Origin of the sequence: Marinobacter metalliresistant, assembly GCF_038098645.1 — a bacterium.
Lineage (GTDB): Bacteria > Pseudomonadota > Gammaproteobacteria > Pseudomonadales > Oleiphilaceae > Marinobacter > Marinobacter metalliresistant.
Map to the genome: position 1 here is coordinate 1,072,743 of NZ_CP101118.1, position 18,524 is coordinate 1,091,266.

An 18,524-nucleotide genomic window follows, 5' to 3' on the forward strand; every position below is an offset into this window, starting at 1 on the left:
TGCATTCTCGTTAACTCCAGACACTTTCTGTTACATAACGTTGCGCTCACTGGTTAAGATGAAGCGGTAGACAGAATTCCGAGAATGCAGGATTAAGAGGTTCCGCCATGGTCGATTTCAGACCACTTCTGTTCATCAACGCCCTGGCGCTGATGTTGCTGGTCACCGCCGGGTTCGCATCGGTCCGGGACGAGCTGCGGATGACAGAAATCTTCGATCCCCCCATCATGGACCAGGCCGTTGCCGCTGAAGCTGTTGCAACCGGCAAGCCGCCAGCACCCGCGCCGGTTGAACCGGCACCTGCAAATCCCGCAAATACAGTGCAGGCCCGTACCAAAGCCCGTCAGCCCGTTGTCGATACCACCCCGTTCACCGTACCGCCCATGCCTGAAGAGCCCACGGTTCTGGCGGTCGCCGAACCGCCCCTGGCAATGGCAACTCGCACGGACGCCGCTCCGTCGGCGCAAAAGCCGGCTCGCAACAAACCCGGGAAGCAACCACCAACCACCGGGACACTGGTGCTTCGCTCGAACGTTGTGGGCGACCAGGTCACCATCAACGGTAAGGATTACGGCGCAACCCGCCTGGATCTGGAACTGGAACCGGGCCGGTACGATGTCACCATCAGCAAGACCGGCTTTAAACCCTGGAGCCAGTACGTTGCCCTGGAGGCCGGCAACGAGATGACGCTGGTCGGCAAACTGGAAGCCTACACGACGGTAAATTTCCGCAACGGGACCTGGATCGGTGGCGTGCGCACCGGCGACGGCACCTACGAAGACTCCGATGGCCTGCGCTATGAAGGGCATTTCGTGAATGGCGGGTTTGATGGTCAGGGCACCGCCTGGTATCCCGACGGCAGCCGGTATGAAGGCGAATGGTCCGGCGGCAAGCGTGAAGGTGAAGGCGTGTGGCGCAGTGCCGACGGTGCCCGCTACTCAGGGGAATTCCGGGCGGACCAGTTCAACGGCAAAGGCACACTGACCCTGGCGAACGGGGATATCCTCACCGGCCACTGGCAGCAGGGCCAACTCAATGGCCACGGCTCACTGACCACCGCTGACGGCATGCTCTACGTCGGCGGGTTCCGTAACGATGAATTCCACGGCACCGGCACACTGACTTACCCGGACGGACGCCACTATGAGGGTGAATTTTCCAACGGAGCCTTCCACGGTACCGGCTCCGAGGTCTTCGCCAATGGCAAGAAGTACGAGGGCCAGTACATCGAAGGGAAGTTCCATGGCAACGGGCTGTTAAGGAACCCGAATGGCAGCTCCATTGAAGCCACTTTCCGTCATGGCGAGCCCTATGGACAGGTTCGCCTGACCACGGCGGCGGGGGAAATCTTCACAGCCCGCACAACGGAACCCGGTGTCTGTTATCGGGACAAGAGCTACCGGGCTACCGAATGCCCGAAACTGGAAGGCTGGTAATCACGCCGGCCCGATAACAAACGCGTTTGCAGTAAACGATTGAGGTAGTGACATGGCGATCAAGAACGCTCTGCTGGTGGACGACTCCAAGGTGGCCCGATTTGCCCTGAGCAAACTGCTGGAGGATCGTGATATGGAAGTCAACATGGCGGGTTCGGCCGAAGAGGCCCTGGATTTCCTGAGCAGTCATGACCGGCCGGATGTGATCTTCATGGATCACCTGATGCCAGGCATGAACGGCGTCGAAGCCACCAAGGCCATCAAGTGCAACCCCCAGACAGCGGGCATTCCGATCATCATGTGCACGTCCAAGAAATCCTCCTCCTTCATGGAAGAGGCAAAGAACTTCGGCGTTTACAACATCCTGACCAAACCGCCCCAGACCGATGGCCTCAGCCAGGTTCTGGATCAACTGGCCAGCGATGTCACCAAGGGGACGCTGCCTGAGCCACCCACCGAAGAGGCCGCCCTGGCCCGGGAAGACGACCTGCTGAATGTGCCTGCAGATGCCTCGGTCGAACTCTCACCCAAAACCGGAGGTTCCGCGAGCCGGAGCAGCACCCAGGCCAACGTTGTCCCGCTGACCAGCGACCTCATTGAGCAAATTGCCCGCTCCGCTGTTAAAACCCATATCAACAACCGGCTGCACGAGCTGCTCAGCTCCCTCTTTGATGAGCAGTTTGACCACCTCAAGCGCGCTCTGGACGAATCCCGCAGCAAACAGGAGGCGGTCATTGAGGAACGCCTCAATACCGTTTCCGACATGGTCGAAGAGCGCACGAAAAATCTGCGGGATGACGTTGCCGCCGAAGTTAATCTCAATCTGGGCAGCGAGCTTGCGGTGCTGAAAAAAGAGCTGAAAAAGAATTCCGGGTTTACCAGCGAACACATGGCCGAACTGAAGGATCACATCACCAGCGTCCAGACCATTGATACGGAGTTCTGGCAAACCCTGCAATCCGAGGCGATTCAGCAGGCCCACGAGATTTCCCGGGAAACCGCGGAAGACATCGCCCAGCGCACCATCGATCTGTTCGTTGCCCAACAGCGGTCAGCGTCGTCCCGGGTCTATACCGTTGGCCTGGCCGTCAGTCTTGGCATCTTCAGCGTCGGAATCGCATGGTTGTCGGGCCTGTTTGGCTGAGCAAGGCTCTGATTCTTTGCCAGTCGGCCAGGGTGTCCACATCGTCGCGGACCCCCGGTATGTCCACCCGGGTTGCCCTCACATCCGCCAGTAACCGTCCGGCTCCACGGTCCCCTTCCAGATCCAGTACCAGGGGCCACAGCCAGCGAGGCAGATAGGCCGGAACACCGGGCCGGCTGCCGTAATCCGCCGCGATTGGTTGCTCAGGAACATAACGCGCGGCATTCCCAAACGCCTTCAGGGCATTCAGATCCAGCAGTGGCTGATCCGCCAGCAGCACAAAGACTCCTTTCGCCGTGGGCCCCAGGCTGCGGATTCCGGCAGCCAGCGACGCCGACATCCCCTCATGCCAGTCTGGCGCTTTCAGCCATAGCGACGGTTGCCTGTGGCAACGAAAACGGATCAAAGGGTACCAGGCGCCACAAACTACCCTGACATCACGGCTCAATAGCCGGCCCTGGTCAATGGCAGCGTCCAGCAGGATTTGCTTGCCCTCACCTCCACCGACGCCAAGGGGCAGAAGCGCCTTGGGCCGCCCAATTCGGCTCGAAGCACCGGCAGCCAGTATCAGTGCCGGAAATTCCTGATCGTTGATCCGTTTGCGGAAGTTTATGACGTTGCGCCCGATAGCGATAAGTAATGGTCCCCGGCACTCAGCCAGACTGCTGTACCCGGGGATTTTTGCTAGAATTCGTCCATCAATCAACCATACCCGCCCGGAAATTTGATGAACCATCTGTTTGTAGACAACCTGACCGTTATTGATTTCGCGTATCTGGACCCGACAAGGGGGCTGGTAGGCGAAAGCTGGATTGCGGATGTGGTGCTTGGCGGGGAGCTGGACGAACAGGGAATGGTGTTCGACTTTAGCAACGTGAAGCGCACCATCAAACGGGTTATCGATGAGCGCGTCGACCACCGGCTGGTGATTCCGCGTGGCTACCAGGGTTTGTCCCGGAACGAGGAGCAGCCGGACACCTTCAACTGGGCGCTGACCGATGGCGCCGAGATCATTCACCGCTCGCCGGACGAAGCCATCGTCTGGTTGTCGGCGGAACGGGTCGTACCTTCTGCAGTGGCTGCCCTGCTGGAACAGGAGATCAAGGCGGTGCTTCCGGCGAACGTAACCTCTGTAGAAATCCATCTTCGGGAAGAGGAAATCGACGGTGCTTACTATCACTACGTGCATGGCCTGAAGAAGCATCTCGGCAACTGCCAGCGCATCGCTCATGGCCATCGCTCCCCGATTCGCATTGATCGCAACGGGCACCGGGATCATGACCTGGAGCGTCGCTGGGCGAAGCTTTGGCGCGAGATTTACGTGGGCTCAGAAGAAGACGTGGTACGGCGCCATGTGGGTGACGACGGCATTCGGTACGTGACCTTCGAGTATGAGGCCAATCAGGGGGAGTTTGCGCTGACACTGCCCGAGGAGCGGGTTTACATGCTGGATACCGATACCACGGTTGAGCTGATTGCGGCGCATATTGCCGACAAGCTCAAGGTGGAGTTTCCCACTGACACCATTCGGGTCAAGGCTTACGAAGGTGTGGGCAAAGGGGCAATCGCTGACCGTTGATTGAACTTGGGGTCAGATGAAAACGGGGTCAGATGAAAACTTCATCTGACCCCGTTTTCATCTGACCCCGAATTCAGGCACAAAAAAACCGCCCGAAGGCGGTTTTTTTGATGGCTTTCCGGTGGACTAAACCGTCAAGCCGTATTGGCGTCCCCTAGGGGGTTCGAACCCCTGTTGCCGCCGTGAAAGGGCGGAGTCCTAGGCCACTAGACGAAGGGGACTGGAAATTGGTGGAGCCAAGCGGGATCGAACCGCTGACCTCAACACTGCCAGTGTTGCGCTCTCCCAGCTGAGCTATGGCCCCTCAACGGCTGCGTATATTAAGGATCCGCCCTATGGGCGTCAACCTTTTGCACATACTTTTTTCAGTTTTCTGAACATCCCTGTTCAGGCCGTCTATTAATTCACCAAAGCGGTTATCAAATACCCAGTGCGGCGTATTCTTTTTCCACTTTCCTGGTTTCTTTCTTGGAAAAACCGCCCATCACCTCCAGCGCGTGCCGCAGTCGTGAACGGGTCATGTCCGGGCCAAGGAGGGCCATGGAGTCCATCACTGACCAGGAGTTGGGTGTGCCGGCAATGGCCACGAAGATGGAGAACATGAAGTCGCCCATTTTCAGGTCCATGGCTTTGGCCAGGGCCTTGATGTCAGCAAAGATGGTGTCTTTGCTCCAGTGGCGCTGGGCTTCAAGCTTCCACAGGCTGAACTGCAGGACGCGCTTGATCTGGGCCTCTTCGAGCTTGTTGTGGGCGAAGTCTTCCGGCTTGAGGTTGAGCGTGCCGGAGAACATGAACTGGGCCATGGGCGCCACATCAGAGAACACCTCTGCCCTGCCCTTGATATGAGGCACCAGGGCGCTCAGAGCGTCTTCGTTGAACCACCACTGGCGCATGCGCTCCATGAACTGCTCTTCGGTCAGCTCATCCCGCAGCCATTGGCCGTTGAGCCAGCGAAGTTTTTCCACATCGAAGACCGGGCCACCCAGGGAAACACGCTGGATGTCGAAGTTCTCGATCATTTCGTCCAGCGTGAACTTTTCCCGCTCGTCAGGCATGGACCAGCCCATGCGCCCAAGGTAGTTGGTAACCGCTTCCGGCAGAAAACCCATGCGCTCGTAGAAATTGATACTGGTCGGGTTCTTGCGCTTGGAGAGCTTGCTCTTGTCCGGGTTGCGCAGCAGCGGCAGGTGGCAAAGCACCGGCATGTCCCAGCCAAAGTACTGGTACAACAATTTGTGCTTCGGCGCAGAGTTGATCCACTCCTCGCCCCGCAGAACGTGGGTAATTTCCATCAGATGGTCGTCGACCACGTTTGCCAGGTGGTAGGTTGGCATGCCATCAGATTTGAGCAGGATCTGGCAATCTACCTGGGCCCAGTCGATTTCAATGGTGCCGCGGAGCATGTCGTCGATCTCGCAGATACCCTCGTCGGGCACTTTCATGCGAATCACGTGTGGCTCGCCGGCATCCAGGCGGCGCTTTACCTCTTCTTCCGACAGCTCCAGGTTACCCTTGATTCCGGGGTTCAGGCCCTGGGCCTTGCGTTCTTCCCGGATGGCATCCAGTTCTTCCGGGGTACGGAAGCAGTAAAAGGCATGGCCGGCGGTGACCAGGTCCTCGGCGTATTGGCGGTAGGAATGCTTGCGCTCGGACTGCCGGTAAGGACCGTGGGGGCCACCCACATCGGGACCTTCGTCCCAGTTGAGCCCCAGCCAGCGCAGGGCCTTGAGGATGTCCTGCTCCGACTCCGCCGTGCTTCTGGCCTGGTCGGTATCTTCAATACGGAGGATGAACTGGCCACCGTGCTGGCGGGCGAAACACAGGTTGAACAGAGCCACGTAGGCGGTACCAACGTGTGGATCACCGGTGGGTGACGGAGCAATTCGGGTACGTACTGTCATGAAACCTTCCTGAAAAAGTCGGTGGCCGTTTGATAAATCCGGCATTATACCGGCCCTCAACAGGTTTCGCATGATCGGGGCGTTTCCGAGGCCAGATAAATCCCGGCATTGGCACCTTATTTTGCGACAATCACCACTTTTGCGACAAAAACCAAATATCTGTTATATTATAACGTTACATATTCAATCGCAGGATCCGAAACACCCATGCGCGCTCCCGGAAAAGCACTTTCACTGGCACTCGGTGCCAGCACCCTCCTTGTAAGCGACCTTCTGCATGCCGAAACCCGTATTGTTACCTCCATCAAGCCTGTCGAGCTGATCGTCCGCGCCATTGCCACGGAAGACATGCAGACAACCAGTCTGGTTCCAGCGGGCTCAAGCCCCCACAACTACACCATGAAACCTTCCCAGCGGCGCGCCCTGGAAAATGCCGACGTAATTTTCTGGGTGGGACCGGAGATGGAAAACTTTCTGTACCGGCTTCTGTCGGGACAAGAGTTCAGCAGCCGCACCGTGACACTGATGGCAGGCGAGCACGAGCCCGACAACGCCGGGCAAAACGATCATGATGCTCACGGCCACGATCATGGCAATGGTGAAGACCCGCACACCTGGCTTGATCCCGAGCTGGCCATCGAAATGGCTGAGACCATTCGCGACGCACTGGTCCGACTGGAAGGCGTCAACATTCCGGCCATGGATCAGAACTTCGAGCAGTTCCAGGCCAGTGTTCGGGAAACTGAGAGCGCCATTCGTGCCCGGCTGGCGCCAGCGCACGACATCAGCCTGTTCTCCTACCACAGTGCCTTCACCCGATTTGCTGATCATTACGATCTCAAACTGGAAGGTGTTCTGACACTGAACCCGGAGCTCTCACCGGGCGCACGTCATATTGCCGAGGTTCAGGGCAAACTGCGCAAAGGCCACCACCCTTGCCTGTTGACCGAGCCCCAGTTTAATCAGCAATGGTGGAAATCGATCACGCAAAATCTGGATGTCACATTCAGTACCTGGGATCCACTGGCGACGGAGATCATGGTCACTGCAGATGGCTATAACGATTTTCAGCACAGCATGGCCGATGCCGTGCTCAAATGCCTACCAGAGAATACTCAGCATTAAAGGGATGGAAGCGATGGCCAGCAGGGTCTGGCCACTGATGATAGCCGCCATCAGTGGGGCATCGCCCCCCAACTGGCGAGCCAGGATATAAGCAGATGTGGCAGTCGGCAGGGCCGCCAGCAAAACAGCAACTTGCACCATCAGTCCGTCGAGGCCCAGCAACAGCGCCAGCCCGGCAGTCATCAGGGGAAAAGCCACCAGCTTCAGAACGGAGGAGACGATGAAAGGCAGTGACGCTCCGCGCAACGCCTTCAATTGAAGACCCGCGCCGACCGTCATCAACCCCATGGGCAAAGCCAGATTACTGAGTGGCTCAAGTATGCCGCCGATCAGGGGATGGAAACCAATTTCGAAAAAGCTCCAGACAACACCGGTAACCGAGCCAACAATCAACGGATTGGTGCCAATGGCCCGGAACACCGGCCCAAGCCGTACCGGCCCGTCCGTCGCCACCAGAGAAAACATCAGGATGCATAGGAGGTTGAGCAGCGGCACCATGACGGCAACCGCTATTGCGGTCAACGACAACCCCTCATCGCCCAGCAACATGCCCCCGGCAGCCAGGCCAACGTAGGAGTTGAACCGGATGGCACCCTGGTAAACGGATGAAAACACCGGACCACTCCAGCGCCAGAACCATTGCACCATCGCCAGAACCAGGGTCATCGCTAACAGCATGGACCCGATCAGAACCGCTATTTCGCCGTAGGCCGAGGCTGGCAAGCGTGCCTGCCCCAGCTTGAAAACCAGCATCGCCGGGAACAGTACGTAATAGGTAAAGCGCTCCGCCTGGGGCCAGAAATCGCCACCCGGAAAATCAATACGCCGGAACAGATGCCCGAACATGATCAGGACAAATACCGGCAGCAGAGCCTGTACCATCAGGGGCATACGCGCAAACTCCAAGACCTGAAGAGGACGGGCGTAGAACCGCCCATTATTAGCAAGCCATGGAGGATAGCAAAAGCCTGCCGCATCGTCCTGTCGCGGCCATGCAAAGCGCAGGCACCCCGGAAAAAACTGCGCTGATCTGGCTCCAGGCAAAATGACAGCTGCCCACAGGCCCGGCTCCAACGAGTCACATCTTCAAGTTGCCATCGGGTACCTTGTGAGCCAGGCGCGCGCTGCTCGCCAGGGGGCTAAGCGTGTTTCAGTTTGTTTCTAGCACCGCGCTTGGCCACACCGGCCTTCAATCCACGGCGACCATAATGAGTATAAGTAGCAGTGGCAGTTCTGGTTACTCGTGGCTCAGCCGGCTCAGCTCGCAGGTTTACTCCGAGGCCTTTCAAAATGCGATTGATTGTATCGAATCGCGGCTTCGCTCCAGGGGTCAGAGCCTTGTAGAGAGACTCCCTGCCAAGTCCTGTATCTTCGGCGAGCTTGGTCATACCCCGCGCCCTGGCAACTTCTCCCAGAGCTTCCAGAAGTTCATCCATATCACCATCTGCCAGGATCTCCGACAGGTAGGCAACAATTACCTCATCATCATCCAGGTATTCAGCTGCATCGAATGGGCGAACACCGTATTTTTCCATTGCTTCCTGATTAACAGTCATTTTCACCACCTCTCACGGCTTTTTTCCGTGAATATCAGCGGCCATTTCCTTGGCCCTTGCTATATCTTTTTCCTGCGTGGACTTGTCTCCACCGACCAACAGCCAATAAACCTTGTCCTTCACCATCGTGTAATAGAGACGGTACCCCGGACCGTTAAAAAGGCGCATCTCCGAGACGTCATCTCCAACAGGCTCATGGTCTCCAAAGTTGCCCTTACGCGCTCTTTTTATTCGGCGAATCACGCTCGCCTTTCCAATCGGGTCCCTCAGCTTGGACAACCAACTGGCGAATTCTTCCGTTTCGTTCAGTTCGTTCATGATCAAAGTGTATCCAACTGAATACAGAAAAACAATTCAGGAATAGTCCGGGATAGTACGCAAGCCTGCATTACCAATACACCGCTCCAGCTCGAAAAGGACCGCCAAAGATGAAAGCGACCCTAATCCGCAGAATCCTGGAACCCTGCAAGCTATGGACATGCGTCAGCCGGCGCCGGAATTAAAGCAAATGGACCTGGAAGAACAGGGCGAGGTGCTGGAGCTCCCTGAGAAGCGCGGGAAGTCTATCGAGACAATCAGCCTGCGGGAGCTTTCGCTGATCATTCAGTACCACCAGAAACAGAAGCCGATTGAGTCTTTCAAGATGCAAGGGGGTCAGAGTTCACATTTCACAATGTTTTTACAGTTGGTCGCTCTGGCTATCGACAGGAGCCGGGCGCCACTTCCACCCATCATATTTGTCGTGTGGCTCATGCTGACTCAGGTGGGTATACCTCTGCAGAGAAGACCAGGTGGCATGCTCACTCACTCCTGCCACACTCGAAATATCCCACCCTCGCTCAAAACAACCAGCTTATGCACTCATGCCTGAGATCATTGAAGTGCGGGTCTGGGATGCCCAGTAACTTGCACCAATCGGTGAACCGGGCACTGATGGACTTTGAGTTGAAGGGAAAGATCCGCTCATCCAGTCGCCAATAGTGACACCGCGATGACGAACCTTATCGATGGCCCCGGGCTCCTGGAGCTCCAACTCACGGCTCACGGCGGCTTGCCCAATCTTTCGCCAAAGCCTTACGGTCAAAGGTGCGGCTTTCGCGATATACTACCTTCCAAAATGGTGAAAAACGGGCAATAACGGGCAATAAATGGTCTATATTAGTGACGCAGAAAAGGCAGGAAATTCAGCGGTAAGCAGCGGTAACACTGGCGATGGGCCGTCTCGGAAGTTTTGCGTAGCACCAATGATGGACTGGACCACCAGCCACTATCGCTACCTGGCGCGGCAGCTTAGCCGGCACACCCTGCTCTACACCGAGATGGTAACCACCGGGGCGTTGATCCATGGCGATACCGCACGCTTCCTCCGCCATGACGAAGCCGAATACCCGCTGGCGTTGCAGCTGGGTGGCAGTGATGCCGGTGAGCTGGCGCACTGTGCGAGGCTTGCAGAACAGTATGGATTTGATGAGGTAAACCTGAATGTTGGCTGCCCCAGCGACCGGGTGCAGAACAACATGATCGGCGCCTGCCTGATGGGGCACCCGGACAAGGTGGCTGAAGGCGTCCGCGCCATGATTGAGGCAACGGATCTGCCGGTTACCGTGAAACACCGAATCGGGATCGATGGCCGGGAATCCTGGGACGATCTGTGTGAATTCGTGGAAAAGGTGGCCGCTGCCGGCTGCCGGACCTTTATCGTGCATGCCCGCATTGCCATTCTGGAGGGCCTCAGTCCGAAGGAGAACCGGGATATACCGCCGCTCAAATACGACTGGGTATACCGCCTGAAGGCCAAATACCCGCACCTGGAAATGATCATTAACGGCGGCATCAAGACCTTCGACGAGTGCCACGGACACCTCCGGCACACCGACGGCGTAATGCTCGGCCGGGAGGCCTATCATAACCCCTGGCTGCTCGCCGGCGTTGACCCGGAGTTCTTCGGACAGGCCGCGCCCGTAGAAACGCGCCACCAGGCGCTGCGGGCAACGCTCCCGTTCATTCAGAGCGAGCTGGACCGGGGCGTGTTCCTCACCCACATGTCCAGGCATCTTCTCGGCCTGTTCCACGGCCAGCCCGGCGGACGGCGGTTCCGGCGCTACATCAGCGAGAATGCCCACAAACCCGGCGCTGGCCTGGAAGTCATCGAGACCGCCCTGGAAAAGGTGAGGGAGCCGGTCAGTCCGGAGATTGCCGAAGCTTAATTGCTCTCAGTACACCCCATACCATTTGTTGTCTTGTTCCTGTCAGAGCGGCCCGTTATTGTAGGCATATAGCCAGCGCCCGGGATTCGGGCACATCAATAACAAATCAACCGGGACAACAGGACGAATGACCAGCAAGCTCGACCAACTGAAAACCATGACCACCGTAGTGGCAGACACCGGCGACATCGACGCAATCGCCAAATGGCGGCCGGAAGATGCCACCACAAACCCGTCGCTTCTGCTTAAGGCGGCCGCCTCCGAGGCCTATCGCCCGATGCTGGACAAGGCAATAGCCGAAGCCCGCCGCCACGGCGGATCAGATGCCGAGCAACTGACCATGGCGACGGATATGCTGGCCGTGTTTGCCGGCCGGGAAATCCTGAACCTGATTCCTGGCGTGGTTTCCACCGAAGTCGATGCACGGCTTTCGTTTGACACCAAGGGGACTCTGGAACGGGCCCGCCGCCTGGTCGAGCTTTACGACAAACAGGGTGTGGATGCCAGCCGTGTGCTGGTCAAGGTTGCGTCTACCTGGGAAGGTATCCGAGCCGCCGAGCAACTGGAGAAGGAAGGCATACATTGCAACCTTACGCTCCTGTTCTCCTTTATCCAGGCTGCCGCCTGCGCCCAGGCCGGGGCATTCCTGATCTCGCCCTTCGTTGGGCGAATTCTGGATTGGCACCTGGCCAACAGTGGCCGCGACAGCTATCCGGCCGCCGAAGATCCAGGCGTGCTTTCAGTAACCCGGATCTATAATTACTACAAGGCCAACGGCTTCAACACCGTGGTAATGGGGGCCAGCTTTCGCAACACCGGTGAAATCGAGATGCTCGCCGGCTGCGACCGACTGACGATCAGCCCTACCCTTTTACAGGAGCTGAAAGACGACCAGGGCGGTCTGCCGCAACAACTGACGGCTGATTCGGCCAGCTCGCCGGATCGCTTTGGCACTATCGATGAAAAGCTGTTCCGCTGGGAATCCAACGAAGATGCCATGGCCACGGAAAAGCTGGCCGATGGTATTCGCCGCTTTACGGCGGACCAGATTGAACTTGAAAACCGGGTCCGGCAGCTCGCGAAAGCCGCCTGACTCCGAGCCTGACACTGAACACAGGAGTACGACTGTCCGATCATGATCGAGCGCCTGAAAAAACTGTTTGCGGGACCGGAAGCTGAAAACGAAAAGCCTGATAACCATCAGCTGGCCGTGGCAGCCACGGCGCTGATGGTGCAACTGTCCCGGGTTGATCAGCATGAAGATGAGCGGGAACTGCAGGCCATTGTCGATAGCGCGGTTAAAGCACACCAGGTCTCCCGGGCGGAAGCCGGGGAGATCCTGAAGGACGCCCTCAGCCACGCCGACGATGCCACCTCGCTTTATGAATTTACCGGTCAGATCAACGAACATCTGGATCAGGAAGGCAAACAGGCACTGCTGGAAAGCATCTGGCGCGTGGCCTTTGCGGACGGGCGCATCGACAAATACGAAGAACACCTTATTCGCCGCATGGCGGACCTGCTGCACCTTAACCATCGGGAATACATGCAGGCGCGGCACCGCGCGGAAGGGGCCGGTTCATAAAAGGAGACAGCATGTTAGCCATCCTTCACCCCAACACAGCTCTGGACAGTGAAGAATACCACCAGACAATGCATTACCTTGAGAATCTTCCGGGTGTTACCGTGCGGGTTCACGAGGTTCAGGGCGCCACCCAGCGGCTGACGGAAATCTATCTGCTGGGCGACACCAAACCCCTGAACAAGGAAGAAATCGAGGCACTTCCGGCGGTTGAGCGGGCCATTCGCATATCGGAGGATTACCGCATTCTCGGCCGTCACCGGGACGACCGGCGACAGAGCGGTTTCACCTACAATGGTGTGGAATTCAATCAGACCAACCTGAACATCTTCGCCGGTTTGTGTGCTGTAGATGTACCCGAGCACGTCGACATGATGATGAAGGCTCTGGAGGAAAGTGGCGAAGTCTGCACCCGGATGGGCGCCTACAAGCCGCGCACCAACCCCTATTCGTTCCAGGGGCATGGCAAGGGCTGCCTGCCCTGGGTGTTTGAGAAAGCCGGCAAACATGGCATCAAGGTGATCGCCATGGAGATCACCCACGAAAGCCATATTGAAGAAATCGACACCTGCCTGGAAAAACTCGGCCGGCCCACCGGTGTCATGCTGCAAGTAGGCACCCGGAACACCCAGAACTTCGAGCTGCTGAAGGCCATTGGCCGGCAGAGCACCTACCCCGTGCTGCTAAAGCGTGGTTTTGGCATCACCCTGAATGAATCCCTGAACGCCGCTGAGTACCTGGCCAGCGAAGGCAACGCCAACGTCATCTTCTGCCTGAGGGGCATGAAAACAGAGGCCGGTCAGCCCCATCGCAACATGGTGGATTTTGCCCATGTGCCTGCAGTCAAACGCCTGACCCGCATGCCGGTGTGCGTGGATCCTTCCCATTCGGTCGGGACCCGTGAGCAATCGCCGGATGGCATTCTCGATGTCATGCACGCGACAGCCCAGGGCGTTATCGCGGGCGCCAACATGGTGCTGGTGGACTTCCACCCGAAACCGGAAAAAGCCCTTGTGGATGGCCCCCAGGCCCTGCTGATGCACGAATTGCCGGCTTACCTCGAAGATATCCGTCTCTGCCATGACACCTGGAAGAAACGCCAGGCCATTTATCAACGCCTGAAGGATGAAGCACCCGAATGATTGTGTACGGACACAGAGGCGCCAAAGGAGAGGCCCCGGAGAACACCCTGCCCGGCTTTGTGCACGCCTACCGCCACGGCATCCGGCACTTCGAACTGGATCTGGTACTGTCGAAGGACGGAAAGCCGGTGCTGGTGCACGACCTGTCGGTTGAACGCACCACCGGCCAGAAAGGCAGCATCAGCCAATACACCGCTGCCGAACTGGCGGCCATGGATGCAAGGCGCAATACCAGTTCATGGCCCAGGCCTACCGGTATACCGACACTGGAAGACCTTCTGGATAAGTTTGACGATCTGGAACACCTGCAACTGGAGGTCAAAAAGGACAGTCGCGCCAGGCTCAATATCCTCTGTAACCGGCTGACGGAGGTGATCCAGCGCCGGAGCCTGTATCAGACCGCCGCGATCACGTCGTCGGACACCTGGTTTCTGAAGGAAATCCGGCGGCGCAACAAAAACATCCGCATCGGTCTGGTAACAGAAAGAAAGTTCCCGCGCCCCCTGAGCATGGCCAGCCGTCTGGGATGCGAGTACCTCTGCATTAACTGGAAGCTGTGCTCAAAGGACCTTGTTGAACATGCACACCGCCGTGGCATGCACGTCTCCACCTGGACAGTGAACCGCATTCACGACATGCTGCAACTGGAAGAAATAGGGGTGGACAGCATTATTACCGACTACCCCACCAGCACCCGGATATTTTTCGATAACCGGGCCAAGGCATTGTTGAGCTTGCCTGCGAGGGAAGCGCTAAATGTGGAGCCCGAGATGAACGTGGGGTCAGATGAAAGCCTTCATCTGACCCCTGGTTCGCACTGAAGCCGAATCAGAAGATTCGGTTCAGGCCATTAAGAGCAGCAACCCGGTAAGCCTCGGCCATGGTCGGGTAGTTGAAGGTGGTGTTGATGAAGTAATTCAGGGAGTTTGCCTCCCCGTCCTGATTCATGATCGCCTGGCCGATGTGGACAATCTCGGCTGCCTGGTCCCCGAAACAGTGAATACCCAGAATCTGGCGCGTCTCGCGGTGAAACAGAATCTTCAGCATGCCCACCGCTTCAGCGGTGATCTGGGCCCGGGCCAGATCCTTAAAGAAGGCCTGCCCAACCTCATAGGGCACCTTGGCTTCAGTCAGCTCGCGCTCAGTTTTGCCTACGGAGCTGATCTCGGGAATGGTGTAAATGCCGGTTGGTACGTCCGAGACAAACCTGAAGTACTCATCCCGGACGATGTCCGAGGATGCCGAACGACCCTGATCGTAGGCGGCACTGGCCAGACTTGGCCAGCCGATCACATCCCCTGCGGCGTAGATATTTTCAACCTCGGTGCGGTAATGCTCATCAACCGCCAACTGACCGCGGCCATTCGGCACCAGGCCAATGTTTTCAAGACCTAACTTCTCGGTGTTGCCACTTCGGCCATTACACCACAGGAAAGCGTCTGCACGGATCTTTTTACCGGACTGCAGCGACAGCACAATGCCATGGTCGTCACCCACGACAGACTCATACTGCTCGTTGTGGCGCACCAGTACGCCATTATTGCGAAGGTGATAGCTCAGGGCATCGGAAATCTCGTCATCGAGAAATGACAACAGCCGACTGCCCGGGTTGATCAGATCCACTTTCACACCCAGCCCGGCGAAAATGGAGGCGTACTCCGAGCCGATAACACCAGCGCCGTATATAACCAGCGTTCGTGGCGTATGGGAGAGGTTCAGAATGGTGTCCGAGTTGTAGACCCGGTGATGACGAAAATCCACGTCCGGTGGCAGATAGGGCCGGGAGCCGGTAGCTATGATGGCCTGCTTGAAGTGCAGGGTGTCCACCGACTTGCTGCCGCGGATTTCGACCCGGTTCTGGTCAATAAAAAATGCACGACCATTAATCAGATCCACCCGGTTCCGGGCATAGAACTGGGTCCGGAGCTTGACCTGCTTGCCTATCACCTTCTGGGCATTCTGCAAAACCCTCGGGAAGGAGAACCAGCGGGGTTCACCGATATCCCGAAACATCTGGTTGGTGTTAAAGGTGATGATCTGCTTGACGGAATGACGCAGGGCCTTGGACGGAATGGTGCCCCAGTGGGTGCAGTTGCCGCCAACCGTGGGCTTGTCCTCGATGATCGCGACACGTTTACCGTGTTTCGTCGCATTCATCGCCGCGCCTTCGCCGGCCGGACCAGCGCCGATAACGACGACGTCGTAATGATGTTCTGCCATGCGCGCAGTGACTCCTTATCTACGTCGTGAAAAAATGGTTGTAATTGTTGAAAACAGAATCAGATCAATGCTTGCTGGTCCTGGTGGCGTCGTATGCCAGGGCCTCGGGCTCTTTTCCTTCATTGGCCAGTCGCTCGTTTTCTTCCTCGCATTTCCGGGTATTACCACCGCAGATATCACAGGACTGGCTGATACCCAGGGCGCCAATGCCGCCACAGGTTCCGCTGATCGGCTTGCGCCCGAAAATCACGCCAATGGACATGGCTGCAACCAGCAGCACTACAATAAACAAAACCAAAAGAAAGGTACCCATGTTGCCCTCCCCCTCATTGAGTCACGTAAGACGAAAAGGCCGGCGTCTGATGCGTCTCGAAGCCCTCATCTGTCCTTACAATAAAATAGGCCGGGATATTTTCCCTTACCGCGAGCTCATTGGCCCGCTCGTAGCCCATCACATTAAACCCCGTTGCCAGGGCGTCTGCGGTCATACAGTCCGCTGCAATCACGGTTACCGACGCCAGATTGTGCGTAATCGGCTCACCGGTCGCAGGATCTATTGTATGGGAATATCGGCGTCCTTCCGATTCGTAATAGTTCCGATAGTCACCGGATGTCGCCATGGAGCGGGATTCCAGCGACACCACCCGGTTAACCTGCCGCCCTTCAGATATCGGTTGCTCTATCGCCAGACGCCAGGTGCTGCCGTCCGGTTTTCGCCCATTGACCCGGACTTCCCCTCCGATCTCCACGAGGTAGGCCTGCACGCCCTGACTGTCGAGAAAGCGGGCCACCGCATCCACGCCATAGCCCTTGGCAATGGCAGAAAGATCCACGTATTGTGGCGTGGATGCCCGCACTGACGGCGGACTGGCTCTCAGCTCAAGCTTTTCGAAACCGGTCGCAGACAAAACCTCTGCAAGTTCCTCAGTTGAGGGTATCGTTTCCGGTTGTGCCTGCGGCCCGAACCCCCAGAGATTCACCACTGGGCCAATTGTTACATCAAAGGCTCCGTCGGTCAGTTTCGAGATTTCATCGGCCTTTTGAAGCACCTCAAAGAGCTCCTCGGAGACCGGCGTCCAGTCCGACTGGTCCGGTTGCTGATTAAACCGGGACAATTCCGAATCTTCACGCCAGGTGGACATAGAGGCATCTACCCCTTCGAGCACCCTTTCGATACCGTCTGACAGCGTCTCAAGCCTTTCCTGATCGTCCGTCAATACCACACTGATGTGGTACCTGGTGCCGAAAACGGGGCCCGATATTTCCCAGATTTGTTCTTCGGGCTCAAACGAACAACCCGCCAGAGCGACGATGGCCAGCGCTGCAAAAGCGCTGGCCAGGGCCACCCTGGCGGGTCGAAGCATGCGGAATGTCATCAGGATCGCTTAACCTCCGAAGTCATCCAGCATGATGTTTTCGTCCTCAACGCCCAGATCCTTGAGCATCTTGATAACAGATGCGTTCATAATTGGGGGCCCACACATATAGAACTCACAATCTTCCGGAGCCGGGTGGTCCTTCAGGTAGTTTTCGTACAACACGTTATGGATGAAGCCGGTCGGGCCTTCCCAGTTGTCTTCCGGCAGCGCATCTGACAGTGCAACGTGCCACTCGAAGTTATCATTTTCCTCGGCCAGCCCGTCGAAGTCTTCCACATAGAACATCTCGCGAACGCTTCGCGCACCGTACCAGAAGCTGATCTTGCGCTTGGAGTTCAGACGCTTGAGCTGATCGAAGATGTGGGAGCGCATGGGCGCCATACCCGCACCACCGCCGATGAATACCATTTCGGCGTCGGTCTTCTTGGCGAAGAACTCACCAAACGGTCCCATCACGGTGACCTTGTCACCCGGCTTCAGGTTGAATACGTAGCTGGACATGATGCCCGGCAGGTGATCGGTACCCGGAGGCGGCGTGGCGATACGGATGTTGAACTTGAGAACGCCCTTCTCTTCCGGGTAGTTCGCCATGGAATACGCGCGGATGGTGTCTTCCTTGTTAATCGCCTTGTAACGCCAGATGTTGTGCTTGTCCCAGTCTTCGTGGAACTCTTCCTCAATCTCGAAATCCTTGAAGTCGATTTCATACGGGGGGCACTCCAACTGCACGTAACCGCCGGCACGGAAGTCTACTTCTTCCCCTTCTGGCAGCTTCAGCACCAGTTCCTTGATGAAGGTCGCCACGTTGTGGTTTGAGACGACCTCACATTCCCACTTCTTGACGCCGAAGAACTCTTCCGGCACTTCCACCTTCATATCGTGCTTGACGGGAACCTGGCAGGACAGGCGCCAACCCTCTTTCTCTTCACGGTTGGTGAAGTGAGTCTTTTCCGTCGGCAGCATGGCACCGCCGCCTTCAAACACCTTGCACTTGCACTGGGCACAGGTACCGCCTCCGCCACAGGCAGAAGACAGGAAAATTCCGTTGTTCGCCAGGGTACCGAGCAGCTTTCCGCCAGCTTCGGTCTTCAACGTGTGCTCTGGATCATCGTTGATCTCAATGGTCACATCACCGGTGCTTACCAGCCTGGACCTCGCCGCAAGAATCACCGCGACAAGGGCCAGAACGATAACGGTGAACATGACCACGCCGAGAATAATTTCTGTATTCATGGTCTCGCCTTTTTGTTAAA

17 protein-coding genes, 2 tRNA genes and 1 pseudogene are annotated in these 18,524 nt (G+C 57.2%); 9 read left to right on the top strand and 11 right to left on the bottom strand.

The window, feature by feature from the left end; all coding sequences use genetic code 11:
- Positions 1-107 precede the first annotated feature (107 nt).
- Positions 108-1,436, top strand: coding sequence for an MORN repeat-containing protein (locus NLK58_RS04960; RefSeq protein WP_117617531.1), 1,329 nt, complete (start codon positions 108-110; stop codon positions 1,434-1,436).
- A gap of 52 nt (positions 1,437-1,488) precedes the next feature.
- Positions 1,489-2,580, top strand: coding sequence for a response regulator (locus tag NLK58_RS04965; protein ID WP_117617532.1), 1,092 nt, complete (start codon positions 1,489-1,491; stop codon positions 2,578-2,580).
- Here NLK58_RS04965 and NLK58_RS04970 read toward each other — a convergent pair.
- Positions 2,540-3,316: an NTP transferase domain-containing protein gene (locus NLK58_RS04970; protein WP_117620279.1), complete on the bottom strand. Its 777-nt coding sequence runs from the start codon at positions 3,314-3,316 to the stop codon at positions 2,540-2,542. The two genes, NLK58_RS04965 and NLK58_RS04970, sit on opposite strands and share 41 nt — an antisense overlap.
- On the opposite strand from NLK58_RS04970, the gene NLK58_RS04975 reads away from it, so the two are divergent.
- The gene (locus NLK58_RS04975) at positions 3,308-4,159 is read left to right on the top strand and encodes a 6-carboxytetrahydropterin synthase (RefSeq protein WP_341582184.1); all 852 of its coding nucleotides are present in this window, start codon (positions 3,308-3,310) and stop codon (positions 4,157-4,159) included. The genes NLK58_RS04970 and NLK58_RS04975 overlap by 9 nt on opposite strands.
- Before the next feature lie 145 nt (positions 4,160-4,304).
- Here the strand turns inward: NLK58_RS04975 and NLK58_RS04980 are convergent.
- The 3 genes from NLK58_RS04980 to gltX form a co-directional block, all read right to left on the bottom strand.
- A tRNA-Glu gene (locus NLK58_RS04980) sits at positions 4,305-4,380 on the bottom strand.
- Positions 4,381-4,387: 7 nt separating this feature from the next.
- Positions 4,388-4,463 (bottom strand) — tRNA-Ala (locus tag NLK58_RS04985).
- Positions 4,464-4,578: 115 nt separating this feature from the next.
- Positions 4,579-6,060, bottom strand: a complete 1,482-nt coding sequence (gene gltX / locus NLK58_RS04990) for a glutamate--tRNA ligase (RefSeq protein ID WP_117617534.1) — start codon at positions 6,058-6,060, stop codon at positions 4,579-4,581.
- Positions 6,061-6,267: 207 nt separating this feature from the next.
- Between gltX and NLK58_RS04995 the strand changes: the two genes are divergently transcribed.
- Positions 6,268-7,185 carry a zinc ABC transporter substrate-binding protein gene (locus NLK58_RS04995; RefSeq protein ID WP_117617535.1) on the top strand — a complete coding sequence of 306 codons (918 nt, stop codon included), beginning with the start codon at positions 6,268-6,270 and terminating at the stop codon, positions 7,183-7,185.
- On the opposite strand, the gene NLK58_RS05000 is transcribed toward NLK58_RS04995, so the two are convergent.
- From NLK58_RS05000 to NLK58_RS05010, 3 genes and pseudogenes are all read right to left on the bottom strand, one after another.
- The gene (locus NLK58_RS05000) at positions 7,162-8,076 is read right to left on the bottom strand and encodes an AEC family transporter (RefSeq protein WP_117617536.1); all 915 of its coding nucleotides are present in this window, start codon (positions 8,074-8,076) and stop codon (positions 7,162-7,164) included. The genes NLK58_RS04995 and NLK58_RS05000 overlap by 24 nt on opposite strands.
- A 362-nt stretch (positions 8,077-8,438) precedes the next feature.
- Positions 8,439-8,720, bottom strand: a pseudogene (locus NLK58_RS05005) (addiction module antidote protein); the annotation flags it as partial.
- A 33-nt stretch (positions 8,721-8,753) separates the two neighbouring features.
- Positions 8,754-9,059, bottom strand: coding sequence for a type II toxin-antitoxin system RelE/ParE family toxin (locus NLK58_RS05010; RefSeq protein ID WP_117620280.1), 306 nt, complete (start codon positions 9,057-9,059; stop codon positions 8,754-8,756).
- 926 nt (positions 9,060-9,985) lie between these two features.
- Between NLK58_RS05010 and dusA the strand changes: the two genes are divergently transcribed.
- The 5 genes from dusA (at position 9,986) to NLK58_RS05035 (ending at position 14,493) form a co-directional block, all read left to right on the top strand.
- A complete protein-coding gene (gene dusA, locus NLK58_RS05015; RefSeq protein WP_341582185.1) occupies positions 9,986-10,948 on the top strand; it encodes a tRNA dihydrouridine(20/20a) synthase DusA in 963 nt (320 codons plus the stop codon).
- 127 nt (positions 10,949-11,075) lie between these two features.
- Positions 11,076-12,041 (top strand): transaldolase, encoded by a 966-nt coding sequence (gene tal, locus NLK58_RS05020; protein ID WP_117617539.1) that lies wholly within the window; start codon positions 11,076-11,078, stop codon positions 12,039-12,041.
- Between the two features lie 42 nt (positions 12,042-12,083).
- Entirely contained in the window at positions 12,084-12,533 is a 450-nt protein-coding gene (locus tag NLK58_RS05025) for a TerB family tellurite resistance protein (protein WP_117617540.1), read from the top strand.
- An 11-nt stretch (positions 12,534-12,544) separates the two neighbouring features.
- On the top strand, positions 12,545-13,672 hold the full coding sequence (locus NLK58_RS05030) for a 3-deoxy-7-phosphoheptulonate synthase (RefSeq protein ID WP_117617541.1): 1,128 nt from the start codon (positions 12,545-12,547) through the stop codon (positions 13,670-13,672).
- Positions 13,669-14,493, top strand: coding sequence for a glycerophosphodiester phosphodiesterase (locus NLK58_RS05035; RefSeq protein WP_117617542.1), 825 nt, complete (start codon positions 13,669-13,671; stop codon positions 14,491-14,493). Before NLK58_RS05030 ends, NLK58_RS05035 begins: the two co-directional genes overlap by 4 nt.
- Positions 14,494-14,500: 7 nt before the next feature.
- Here NLK58_RS05035 and sthA read toward each other — a convergent pair whose 3' ends face one another.
- The 4 genes from sthA to nqrF form a co-directional block, all read right to left on the bottom strand.
- Complete coding sequence (gene sthA, locus NLK58_RS05040; protein ID WP_117617543.1) at positions 14,501-15,892, bottom strand: Si-specific NAD(P)(+) transhydrogenase; 1,392 nt, start codon at positions 15,890-15,892, stop codon at positions 14,501-14,503.
- Positions 15,893-15,956: 64 nt separating this feature from the next.
- The gene (nqrM, locus tag NLK58_RS05045) at positions 15,957-16,205 is read right to left on the bottom strand and encodes a (Na+)-NQR maturation NqrM (RefSeq protein ID WP_117617544.1); all 249 of its coding nucleotides are present in this window, start codon (positions 16,203-16,205) and stop codon (positions 15,957-15,959) included.
- 13 nt (positions 16,206-16,218) lie between these two features.
- On the bottom strand, positions 16,219-17,268 hold the full coding sequence (locus NLK58_RS05050) for an FAD:protein FMN transferase (RefSeq protein WP_117617545.1): 1,050 nt from the start codon (positions 17,266-17,268) through the stop codon (positions 16,219-16,221).
- Positions 17,269-17,277: 9 nt separating this feature from the next.
- A complete protein-coding gene (gene nqrF, locus NLK58_RS05055; RefSeq protein WP_117617546.1) occupies positions 17,278-18,504 on the bottom strand; it encodes an NADH:ubiquinone reductase (Na(+)-transporting) subunit F in 1,227 nt (408 codons plus the stop codon).
- Positions 18,505-18,524 lie beyond the last annotated feature (20 nt).